The following is a 12,132-nucleotide window of genomic DNA, read 5'->3' as shown; positions in this document are numbered from 1 at the left end:
AATAGAAGCAAAAAACGTTCTATTCTAACACATATTGTGTATAGGTTTTTGTTGGTAACTTTTTTCTAACGCCAATTATTAGACCAATCTTTCCAAACGGGTTCTAATCCTGAGTTTGTTAACATGTTTGCAATGGCTTCGGTAGATCGTTCATCTGAAATTTCAAACTGTTCTAAAGTTTGTTTATCCACTGTGTAACCACCAGGATTGGTTTTAGATTCAGCACTTAAAGACGTAATTCCTAAATGCACAATATGGTTTCTAAAGGTCTCACTTTCACGTGTACTCATCGACAGCTCTACGTCTTCATCCAATAATCTAAAAGCGCAAATAGTTTGTACCAAATCTTTATCGGTCATTTCTACTTTTGGTTCTAAGCCTCCTGAGTGAGGCCTTAGTCGAGGGAATGAAATAGAGTATTTAGTTTTCCAATAGGTCTTTTGTAAATACTTTAAATGTAGAGCTGTAAAAAAGCTATCTGCTCTCCAATCTTCCAATCCAAACAAAGCGCCCAAGCCTATTTTATGTATGCCTGCTTTTCCCAACCTATCAGGAGTGCCTAATCGGTAATCAAAATTTGATTTTTTACCTTTAGGATGGTGTTTTTTATATTCATCTCTGTGATAGGTTTCTTGGTAAACCAAAACCGCGTATAAGCTGGCTTCAATCAATTCTTCATACTCATGCTGGTCCATAGGCTGTACTTCCATGCTTATGTTAGAAAATTGATCTTTAATCAATTCCATCGCATGTTTTATATAGGGAACACCAACGGTTTTGTTTGCTTCTCCTGTCACCAATAAAATGTGGTCGTATCCTTTGGTTTTTAAAAAGGTAGCTTCTTTTAAAATTTCAGCATCGGTTAGGGTTCTACGTGGAATTTTATTTGTCATGCTAAATCCACAATACGTACAAATGTTTTGGCACTCGTTAGACAAATACATCGGCACATACATTTGTATGGTATTTCCAAAACGTTTTTGTGTGCTCATTTTACTCAGTACAGCCATTTGTTCTAAATATGGAGCAGCCGAAGGAGATATTAAAGCTTTAAAATCTTCTAAATCTCGCTTGGTTTTAGAAAGCGCATATTCTACATCTTGTGCTGTTTTTGAGTGGATGCTCGCTAAAGTTTCTTCCCAATTATAAGTATCGAATAGATTTTGAAATGTGTTGTTCATGTTTTTTTAGTAGTTAAGTAGTGGAGGAGTTAAGAATTTTAGTAGTTGAGTAGTTGAGTAGTTAAGTAGTGGAGGAGTGGAGAATTTTAGGAGTTAAGTAGTTTAGGAGTTTTACAAAAATAGATTATTGCTTAAGCGGCTGTAATTCTCCACTCCTCCAACTCTTCATTACTCCACTCCTCCAATTCTAAACTCCTAAAATTCTCCACTCCTCAATTTACTGCAAAAAACTTGTTAGCGGACTACTGGCTTCCGCATGCTGTTTAACGGTAGCTAATTTTGCGTTGTATGCCATTCTACCTGCTTCTACAGCCATTTTAAAAGCCTTGGCCATTTCTATGGGGTTTTGGGAAACGGCGATGGCTGTGTTCACTAAAACAGCATCTGCTCCTAATTCCATAGCATAGGCAGCATGCGAAGGGCTTCCAATTCCTGCATCTACAATTACGGGAACATGGCTCTGTTCTATAATAATCTCCAAAAAGTCAACTGTTTTAATACCTTTATTGGTTCCAATGGGTGCTCCTAAAGGCATGACGCATTGCGCCCCGACTTCTTCTAGTCTTTTACATAAAACAGGATCAGCGTGAATGTATGGCATCACTACAAACCCTAATTTTACCAATTCTTCTGCAGCTTTTAAGGTTTCAATAGGATCGGGTAATAAATATTTAGGGTCTGGATGGATTTCTAATTTTATCCAGTTGGTTTCCAAAGCTTCACGAGCTAATTGAGCTGCGAATACAGCTTCTTTGGCATTCCTTACTCCAGAAGTGTTAGGGAGTAGATTGATACTCGGACGCATAATGCTCTGTAGCATTTTGTCGTGTTCATTGTCTAGATCCACACGTTTTAGTGCAACGGTAATCAATTCACTTTCACTAGCAATCAATGCTTGGGACATCAAATCACTAGAACTGAATTTTCCAGTTCCTGTAAAAAGTCTTGAATGAAATTCTTTATCTGCAATTCTTAATATATCTTTTGTCATCTGTTAAGGATGTTTATGATTTAAAATTATAAAGTTGTTCTTCTGTTGATGAAGCGTTTAATAATTGATGAAAGACTTTAATTTTATTAAACTCACGAGTAATTTCACCAGACATTGCTATACCTGAAACGCCTGTTTTCAAGATTTCTGTAATATCGTTTTCTGTAATCCCACCAATAGCTATAATGGGAGTGGTTGTTTTTAATTCTTCAATAATTAAAGCGTACCCATCTAAGCCTAAAATGGGACTTAAATTTTCTTTAGTAGAGGTAAACCTAAATGGCCCTAAACCAATATAGTCTACTTCTTTTGCTATTAATATTTTACAGTCTTCTAAAGTGTTTGCTGTACCTCCAATAATTTGCCAAGCGTACAAATGTTTTCTTGCAATCGTTGGACAAGTATCTGTTTTTCCCAAATGAACGCCATCTGCTTTAACTTCTTTTGCAATTTTATAATGGTCGTTAATGATTAACCTTGTCTGAAAATGACTGGTGATTTCTCTAGCTTCTAGTGCTATTATTAAAACCTTTTTTTCAGATAGATTTTTTAAACGAAGCTGAACTAATTCGACACCCGATTGACATGCTTTTTGAATGTTTTCCAAATGCTCTTTAGGCGTGTTTCCTTGCGATATATAGTGGAGTTTGTTGATGGTCATTTTTTGAGAATTTTAGGAGTATAGAATTTAAGTAGTTTAGGAGTATAGAATTTAAGGAGTGGAGGAGTTTAGGAGTTAAGGATATGGGGATTTAAGAGTTTGAGTAGTTTAGAATGCTACGGCAATATACGTTTAACATTTTACTGACTTCATTAATTAAATCGTTTAGTATTTTGAATTGATTGGTGTATTCTAAATCACGAGCTAGAATTAAGAAATACTTACATTCTTCTAGGGATGCTTGTGCAATATTGTAAAAACGTAATTTTTCTTTATTACTGATTCTTTTATATCCTTCAGCAACATTTGCGGTGATAGATACAGCTGCTCTTCGGAATTGTGAAGTCAAACCGTAAATTTCTTCTTTAGGAAATTGTTTCGTGATTTTATACACCTCTAAAACAAATTGGTGTCCTTTTTGCCAAACCAATAAATCTTCAAAATTTTTACTCTTTTCCATAATTATTTAAATTTTTGTGCTACTTCACTCCTCAAATTCTCCACTCCTAAACTCCTCAAATTCTCCACTCCTAAACTCCTTAAATTCTCCACTCCTAAACTCCTATAATCATGACTTCCCAATAACGAATCATTACTATTTAAAAATTGTTCGGTGTAATATTTGGCAGCTTTACAAGCGTCTTCTATATGTTGTCCCAAAGCGATGTTACAAGCTAAAGATGATGATAAAATACATCCGCTTCCATGTTTTTCCGAGACTTTTTCTGTGTTTGGAGGCATGTTAACCATTACAATACCACTATGGTACAATTCATCCCAACCTTTTTTGTCTTTTCTATGGCCGCCTTTTAAATAGATGTTTGTGTAATTACTGATATATTCAAGAGTTTCTTCAATATCTTTTTCAGGATATAATAGTTGGATTTCATCGTAATTAGGAGTGATGATGTTACATTGCTTCCAAATTTTATCAAGCAAATCCTGATTTTCTTCTGTATGAAAATCAAAACCAGCAGTTGCTTTGATGATGGGGTCTAGGATGATTTTTATATCCCTATTTAAGTCATGCAATTTGTCTAAAATAAGCGATAATGTTGCCCAGGATTGAACGATTCCAATTTTAACGACGTTAATTTCAAAACGCTCAAACAATGTTTCTATTTGGGAAAGAATGACTTCGGGAGAAATCCATTCACAGGTTTTAAAATCCATATCATTTTGAACGGTAACCCCAGTACAGACAGATAAGCCATAAAAACCATGTGCTTCAAATGTTTTGATATCTGAAGTGATTCCGGCACCACTACTTGGGTCGAAACCGGCTATTGATAATATGCAATTATCAATTTGCAATGAACAATTTGCAATACGTGTTTGGTTGTTTGTCATTCTCTTTTATAAATTTATTCTTGAAGAATTAATGATTGCGTATAATATTTTTAAAATTTCTTCTATATCAATAAAATATTTTTGGAATTCATTTTCAGAAATATAGCCCGTATCCTTCAATATACGTAACCAATATTTTGTCTCTCTAGCTTCTTCTGTATTCGCTCCAACAGAAGTTCCCGAGCGGAGAATTTGTTTTGATAAAACATATTCTTTCTTTTCCGAAATCAACTTTTGAGAGAGTTTAACCATCAAAACAGCGAAATTATATGTTTTGTCTAAAATGATATTATTGCTCATTGTTCTTTGTTAATTGCACATTGCACATTGCACATTGCAAATTGTTCTTTGCTAATTGCTAATTGTTAATTGTTAATTGCTCATTGCTCATTGCTCATTGCTCATTGCTCATTGCTCATTGCTCATTGCTCACTAAAAAATGCTTGCATTTTAGCAAAATTCTCAATGGGATTTTTACTATTCCAAATACCTCCTAAAACACCCACTCCTTTGTAACCTAGCTTGTTAAACTCAGCCAAGTTTTCTGTGGTTACGCCTCCCATACCTATGATGGTTTTGTTGATATGATTCACGTCAAATCCACGACCATTATAGTCTTGTTTAGAAATAGATGAAAACACCGGACTGAGCAAATGATAATCAAACTCAAATGCACAGTTTTCTAATTCTTCAGGTTCATGAAAAGAGCTGCTAATTGTTTTACCATACATTTCTAATTCAGTAAAATAATTACTGGGAATATCTAAATGGTCTCTTCTTTTTTGTTCTTGAAAATGAATGCCTTTTATATTAAACCTGTTTACCAACTCATGAAAATAATGCACCACAATTCGGTTGTGGTATCGTTCATCAATCTGATTTAAATAGTCACAATGCTCTTGATAGTTCTTATGTGGTTTTCTAAAATGATAGTACTCTAAACCTTCTTGAAATAACTGGTGTAGTATTTCAATTTCGTTAGGAACATCATTTTCGGGAGCTATTAGTACAATCATGGCAATTTGCAATTAACAATGGACAATTAACAATGGACAATTTGCAATTAGCAATTAGTAATTAACAATGTGCAATGACACTATGATTCAGTGCACATTGTGGATTGAAAATGGGTTATAGGTAAACCTCTGAACCTTTGTCTTTAAATTCCTGAGATTTTTCTTCCATTCCTTTCTGAATGACTTCATTGTCTACAATGTCGTTTTCTGCTGCAAAGTCACGAACTTCTTGGGAAATTTTCATAGAACAGAATTTGGGTCCACACATAGAACAGAAGTGAGCTACTTTGGCGCCGTCTGCTGGTAATGTTTCATCATGGTATTCCAAAGCACGTTCTGGATCCAAGCCTAAGTTGAACTGATCTTCCCAACGGAATTCGAATCGGGCCATACTCAACGCATTGTCTCTGTGCTGGGAACCTGGGTGCCCTTTTGCTAAATCGGCGGCATGGGCAGCTAATTTATAAGTGACAACCCCTACACGTACATCTTCTTTATTTGGCAATCCTAAATGCTCTTTGGGCGTTACGTAACACAACATGGCACATCCGTACCAACCAATCATGGCAGCACCAATACCAGAAGTAATGTGGTCGTATCCTGGAGCAATATCCGTTGTTAAAGGGCCTAGTGTATAGAAAGGAGCTTCGTCACAAACTTCAATTTGTCTTTCCATATTTTCTCTAATCATGTGCATTGGCACGTGACCAGGGCCTTCAATAAAACATTGTACTTCGTGTTTACGTGCAATTTGTGTCAATTCTCCTAAGGTTTCTAATTCAGCAAACTGAGCTTCATCATTGGCATCGGCAACAGAACCCGGACGTAAACCATCTCCTAAAGAGAAAGCAACATCATAAGACTTCAAGATTTCGCAAATGTCCTCAAAATGTGTGTATAAGAAACTTTCTTTGTGATGAGCCAAACACCATTTTGCCATAATAGAGCCTCCACGAGATACGATTCCTGTTACCCGTTTCGCTGTCATAGGTACATAACGTAACAAGACTCCTGCGTGAATGGTAAAGTAATCGACTCCTTGCTCTGCTTGCTCAATCAATGTATCACGAAAAATTTCCCAAGTTAAGTCTTCGGCAACACCATTTACTTTTTCTAAAGCTTGGTAAATTGGCACGGTTCCAATGGGCACCGGAGAGTTACGCACAATCCACTCACGGGTTTCGTGAATGTTTTGACCTGTAGATAAATCCATGATATTATCTGCCCCCCAACGACAAGCCCAAACGGCTTTTTCTACTTCTTCTTCAATAGATGAGGTCGTCGCAGAGTTACCAATATTTGCGTTTATTTTTACCAAGAAGTTTCTGCCTAAAATCATAGGCTCTGCTTCTGGGTGGTTAATATTTGACGGAATAACGGCACGTCCTCTAGCTACTTCTGAACGTACAAACTCAGGAGTGATTTTTGCTGGAATTGAGGCTCCAAAATGTTCTCCTGGGTGTTGTTTTCTTATTTCGGTCATTTCGTCAATTCGTTGGTTTTCACGAATAGCGATGTATTCCATTTCTGGAGTAATGATTCCTTTTTTAGCGTAGTGTAATTGCGTTACGTTTTGTCCTTTTTTAGCACGCAATGGCTTTCTCAAAAGCGAAAAACGCATGTGGTCTAAACTTTTGTCGTTCAAACGTTCGTTACAATACTCTGAGGTAAAAGAGTCTAATTGTTCTACATCTCCACGATCTAAAATCCATTGCTCTCTAATGCGTTCAATGCCGTTATGTACGTTTAATTCTTTGTTAGGATCTGTATAAGGTCCCGAAGTATCGTACACAGTAACGGGCTCGTTTGGAGTCAATTTACCTGTTAAAGAATTTTTGGTGTCACTCAAAGAAATTTCACGCATGGCCACTTTAATTTGTGGGTGGATTTTTCCTTGTACGTAAATCTTTTTAGAGTTTGGAAATGGCTTTCTTGTAATTTGACCTTCCTTTGGTGCGGTGTCTTTATTCTTCATTTGTTTAAAGTATTAAGTACAGATTACAAAGTAAAGTACTGAGACTTTGATGCTGCTTATTTATGATTTGTTGTTTTTTAAATTTAGAGTCTCTAAGGTTATCCTCCCTGTGTGGCTTGAATAATTAAAACATTATCATTCTGATTGAATGTTTCTGTTTCCCACTGCGATTGTGAAATAATTTCAGTATTTATAGCTACAGCAATACCTTTGGTAGGCGAGTTAATTTGTTGTAATAGCTGTAAAACATTGAGATTCTCATCAATGTCTAGCGAACGTTCGTTAAGATGAATGGTTATCATTTACAATACATTTTGGTTATTGAACTCATCTTGATTTTTTTCAATTGGCTGCAAAATGATCTTTTTGCCCCATATTTTACCTGTTTTTTACTCCGTAGCGATGCTATGAAGTGCTAAAAAGCTAAAATCTGGAACAGGACGGAGCGTATAAAATAACCCGGTGGGTTATTTTAGCGAACGAGCCAGCTTGCGCAAAGGATATTTTTCGCTTCAATCAAAAAAGTCAAGATAGTTCATTGTAAACAGCAAGGGAAGCAAATAAGCTTTGAAAAAAGACACTTTCAGAAAAGAAGTGTTTAATGAAAAGGTGTGCTAGCGTATATTGCAATACACTATTCAACTTTTCCCTTCGTTGGTACTAACCAAATCAGGTTCAAAGGGTATGTCTCAGTTCTATCTGTTTTAGAACACCCCTAAAGTTTACATAGCGAAGGTATTAAAAAAAATAGAGGTAGCACAATTTATTTGATAATTAATGCGAATTAAGGACTGGGTTTTAAAGAATATTAATATTTAGTAAATGGATTTTCAGTATTTTCCAAAATTCACACCTTTGGAAAGCTATCTCTTTGATTCATAAGGCTCATTTTCAACCCTTGATTTGTATAAGTAACAAAAAAGGCTTCTTTTTATTCAAGAAGCCTTTAGTAGGAAAAAATAAGAAAGGTTACTTTTTATTATTCATCTTATTAATATCTGCCATTAAGTTTTTAGGATCTATTTCTACGCTTTTTACAGCTTTTTTAGTTGTAAATGTATAGGTAGGATACGCCCAAGCCCAATCATTTAAGGGGGTGGCTTTGGTTGGTTTTTCACCACGCATCATTTGTAACGGGATATAAAAATCTTCGGTATTGCCATCGGTGTAAGTAATGGTAATATCAATAGGCATGGGCATTAAACCAATACGCTCTAAAGTTACATTGTTGCTTTCTACGGTTTTTACACTATAATCAATCGTGTTGGTGGTTTGTGCAAAATCGGTTAAATACCAATCAAGTTCTAAGCCCGAAACTTTTTCGGCAGTACGTATAATATCTAACGGTGTAGGATGTTTAAAAGCAAAATCGTTAAAGTATTTTTTAATGGTTTTTGCTAAGTTTTCTTCACCCATAATATAGCCTAGTTGGGCTAAAAACACAGCCCCTTTGCTATATGCCGAAATACCATAGGATTGGTTGTCTTGATAGCGGTCTGCATGTGTGGTAAGCGGTTGCTCCTTGCCCGATTTTGCTAGATAAATATAGTTATTATAGGCATCTACTACTGGGTTAGTGTTGCCTTGGTTCATAACCTCGTTCATGGCCAAATCGCTTATATAACTGGTAAAGCCTTCGTCCATCCATTCGTGTTTGACCTCGTTGGTAGCCAATAGAAACTGAAACCAAGTATGTGCCAATTCGTGTGCCGTAACCCCTACCAAACTGCCGTAACTACGCTCTCCGGTAATAAGTGTACACATGGCGTATTCCATACCACCATCACCCCCTTGAATAACGGAATATTGCTTATAAGGGTAAGAGCCAATATGCTTGCTATAGTACTGCATAAGTTCAACCGTTTTTGGTTGCATTTTTTTCCAGCGTTCTTTTTGCTCGTTGCTTAATGTGTTTTTGTAGAAAAAATGAAGCATGGGGCCATCAGGCACTTGCATGATATCGTGGATATAATGGGGGTCGGCAGCCCAAGTAAAATCGTGTACATTAGGTGCTACAAAATGCCAAGTTAATTTATCGGTATTTGGACGGTTTACAGTTCCTGTTTCATAGCCATAGCCAATGTCGCTAGGGTTTTGTAAATAGCCTGTGCCACCAATAACATAGTTTTTATCGATGCTGATTTTTACGTCAAAACTGCCCCATACCCCATGAAATTCGCGGCCTATATAAGGGTCGGCATGCCAACCTTCAAAATCGTATTCTGCCATTTTTGGGTACCATTGCGCCATCGATAACGCTACACCTTCTTTATTGTTTCTACCCGAGCGACGAATTTGCAAAGGCACTTGAGCATCAAAATCCATCTCGAAAGTAACACGTTCTCCCGGTAAAATGGGTTTTGCTAAATCGACTTCCAGAACCGTACCTACGGTTTCATGTTTAATGGTTTTTCCGTTTTGTTTTAACGAATGTACTTTTATAAATCCAATTTCGTTAGGTTGCAATTTACTTATGCGATTGCCTACTCTAGAATCTGGATCGGCAATGGTTTGTGATCGTACATCCATTTCGCTACCTGGTTGAAACGCATTAAAATATAAGTGGTAATACACACGGTTTAAAACATCGGGTGAGTTATTGGTGTACACCAAGGTTTGTTTGCCTTTATATTGATAGGTATTTACATCCATATCAATAGCCATTTTATAATCGACGTGTTGTTGCCAGTAACAAGAAGTTGTAGTGCTTTGATTTTGATAGGCTGTAGTTGTTGTAACGGGCTGTGCACTATTACATGACGTGAATGCCAAAACAGATAGCACAGAAATAATTAATTGTTTCATTTGTTTTGTTTTTTATAAGTGGAACTCATTTAAACTTTTTCAATTAACTAAAAAAATCGCCTTTTTTTGTCCATGCGCCTCCCGACCGATTGGCTACGCCGAATCTTCGATTTCACTAAAATAGGCCACAGGACTGTTTACTCACGATACTTAATTATTTGAAAAATACGTGTTCGTGAACCTTACGGTTTCTTAACGCTCTGTCCTGTCTTTTTTCTTTCCGTAGGCCTTGCTATGTAAAGAAGAAGACCTTTAATAGGATACAAAATGACTAATTTTCGCTTCAATTCAAAAAGTTTAAATGAGTTTGTAGCTTCAAAATAATAAAAAAATGAGGTTAAAAAGTCCTTTAAATTTAATTTGTCATATTGAGCTTGTCGAAACCGATATGGATTACCAGTAATTAAACTATTTCGACAAGCTCAATATGAGACAGAAATAGACTTTTTATCCTCATTTTCAATACTTTAATAGTTTTGAAAAACTAAAATATTTTCAGCTTTTTGTCACTATAAATTTTATGTTAAATAGACATTTTAGCTGCCATAATGAAGGCATTGTAAGCATTAACAATGCGTCCTGTTTTAGATAAATCGGTAAAAGGTTTTATGTTATTGGTATCGCCACCAACGACCACTTTTGTTTTAATGGCTAAACCAGAGTCCATAATGATTTGTTTTACTTGAGCTGCAGACAATTTTGGATAATACGAACGAATTAATGCCGCAACCCCAGCAACCGCAGGTGCCGCCATAGAAGTACCTCCTTTTGTATCATATTCGTTTTGTGGGGTTGTTGAATATATTTTAGCACCTGGAGCAAATACATCAACATTTTGTTTTCCGTAGTTGGAGAAACTTGCAACAATGTTTGAACCATATTTTGGTTCTAATGCACCCACTCGAATGTATGTATTAGAGATTTCTTGACCATTCACATTATCGTCTGGAAAATTAGATTCCACATCCACATTTTCACTGTCATTTCCAGCAGCATGTACAAATACGACGTCTTTATCGCTTGCATATTTAATGGCATCACGTACCCAGTCGCTATGCGGAGAAAAGCTTTTTCCAAAGCTACCATTAATTATGGTTGCGCCGTTATCAACAGCATAACGAATAGCTAAAGCAATATCTTTATCGTATTCATCTCCGTTTGGAACGGTTCTAACACTCATGATTTTTACATTGTTAGCCACACCATTAGCTCCTTTGCCATTGTTGCGTTCTGCAGCAATAATACCCGCTACGTGTGTTCCATGACTTTCACTTTTCTTTACTGGTTTTACGTTTCCGTTTCCATAAAATTTAGAATTCCAGTTATTTGGGTCATCACCATTTACACGTCCGTTAAAGTCTTTATTTAAGTTATAGTTTAGGCGGTCGTTAATGCTTTCTAAGCCCTCGCTAATTTCTTTTAAGGCATCTGCCATAGAATCCATACCGTTGCTATACATGTAATTTGCCACTTGAGTAGCTTGAAGAAGTGCCTGGTCCTCAGTCTTAATGGCTTTTACTTCTTCTTTGGTATAATCTTTTTTTCCAAAATGTTTGGTAAGTAAATCGTCTGTATTTTTTATTTGTTGATAAATTTGATCGTATTGTGTTTTTCTACCCAACCATTTTTGATATTCTGTTTCGTACAAATTTTGTGCTCTTGCATAATCGGGGCTATTAGTATCGCCACTCGCCAGTATGCGTACATATTCTAATTGTTCGTTATAACCATCACCTAAAAAATTCCAACCATGTACATCGTCAATATAACCATTGTTATCATCGTCTTTTCCGTTGTTTGGAATTTCATCTTTATTGGTCCAAATCACATCGTTTAAATCTTCATGGTCTATATCAATTCCAGAATCTATCACAGCAACAATAACGGTATTTCCTTTTTTGTTTTTAATGAGTTCCGTATAGGTTTTATCGACGCTCATCCCCGGAATGGTGTCTTTTGCCAAGTCTAGATGGCCCCAATTATGTTTTTCATTTTCAGTTAATTCTGAAACTTTTAAAGGTGAAGTGTCAATATTTTCAAGGGGTGTAGAAAGAATGTTGGCAGTCCCTCCACAGCCAGAGAATAATACGGCCACAGCCGCCGATAGCATTACTGTTTTAATTGTTTTCATTTGTTTGTATTTGAATTAGTCA

At 36.2% G+C, this 12,132-nt stretch carries 11 protein-coding genes and 1 riboswitch; all 11 genes read right to left on the bottom strand.

From position 1 onward, the window contains the following. Positions 1 to 65 precede the first annotated feature (65 nt). The gene (thiH, locus tag ACGLWY_RS09395) at positions 66 to 1,181 is read right to left on the bottom strand and encodes a 2-iminoacetate synthase ThiH (protein WP_396619422.1); all 1,116 of its coding nucleotides are present in this window, start codon (positions 1,179 to 1,181) and stop codon (positions 66 to 68) included. Positions 1,182 to 1,398: 217 nt separating this feature from the next. After that, on the bottom strand, positions 1,399 to 2,172 hold the full coding sequence (locus ACGLWY_RS09390) for a thiazole synthase (protein WP_396619421.1): 774 nt from the start codon (positions 2,170 to 2,172) through the stop codon (positions 1,399 to 1,401). Between the two features lie 13 nt (positions 2,173 to 2,185). Then, positions 2,186 to 2,833, bottom strand: a complete 648-nt coding sequence (gene thiE / locus ACGLWY_RS09385) for a thiamine phosphate synthase (protein ID WP_396619420.1) — start codon at positions 2,831 to 2,833, stop codon at positions 2,186 to 2,188. Positions 2,834 to 2,924: 91 nt separating this feature from the next. Then, on the bottom strand, positions 2,925 to 3,293 hold the full coding sequence (locus tag ACGLWY_RS09380) for a four helix bundle protein (RefSeq protein WP_396619419.1): 369 nt from the start codon (positions 3,291 to 3,293) through the stop codon (positions 2,925 to 2,927). Positions 3,294 to 3,295: 2 nt separating this feature from the next. After that, the gene (locus ACGLWY_RS09375) at positions 3,296 to 4,183 is read right to left on the bottom strand and encodes a hydroxymethylpyrimidine/phosphomethylpyrimidine kinase (protein WP_396619418.1); all 888 of its coding nucleotides are present in this window, start codon (positions 4,181 to 4,183) and stop codon (positions 3,296 to 3,298) included. 6 nt (positions 4,184 to 4,189) lie between these two features. Next, entirely contained in the window at positions 4,190 to 4,483 is a 294-nt protein-coding gene (locus tag ACGLWY_RS09370) for a four helix bundle protein (RefSeq protein ID WP_396619417.1), read from the bottom strand. 122 nt (positions 4,484 to 4,605) lie between these two features. Next, entirely contained in the window at positions 4,606 to 5,199 is a 594-nt protein-coding gene (locus tag ACGLWY_RS09365) for a thiamine phosphate synthase (protein WP_396619416.1), read from the bottom strand. Between the two features lie 115 nt (positions 5,200 to 5,314). Beyond that, a complete protein-coding gene (thiC, locus tag ACGLWY_RS09360) occupies positions 5,315 to 7,174 on the bottom strand; it encodes a phosphomethylpyrimidine synthase ThiC (protein WP_396619415.1) in 1,860 nt (619 codons plus the stop codon). Between the two features lie 98 nt (positions 7,175 to 7,272). Continuing rightward, entirely contained in the window at positions 7,273 to 7,476 is a 204-nt protein-coding gene (gene thiS, locus ACGLWY_RS09355) for a sulfur carrier protein ThiS (protein ID WP_396619414.1), read from the bottom strand. Positions 7,477 to 7,803: 327 nt separating this feature from the next. After that, a riboswitch (TPP riboswitch) is annotated at positions 7,804 to 7,901 on the bottom strand. 242 nt (positions 7,902 to 8,143) lie between these two features. Beyond that, complete coding sequence (locus ACGLWY_RS09350; protein ID WP_396619413.1) at positions 8,144 to 9,979, bottom strand: M1 family metallopeptidase; 1,836 nt, start codon at positions 9,977 to 9,979, stop codon at positions 8,144 to 8,146. Between the two features lie 523 nt (positions 9,980 to 10,502). After that, complete coding sequence (locus tag ACGLWY_RS09345) at positions 10,503 to 12,110, bottom strand: S8 family peptidase (protein ID WP_396619412.1); 1,608 nt, start codon at positions 12,108 to 12,110, stop codon at positions 10,503 to 10,505. Positions 12,111 to 12,132: the final 22 nt, after the last annotated feature.

The sequence above is a fragment of the Mariniflexile sp. HMF6888 genome (assembly GCF_044335535.1).
Taxonomy (GTDB): Bacteria; Bacteroidota; Bacteroidia; order Flavobacteriales; family Flavobacteriaceae; genus Mariniflexile.
The sequence above is the reverse complement of the archived record's forward strand: the minus strand, read 5'-3'. Positions and strand labels throughout refer to the sequence as shown.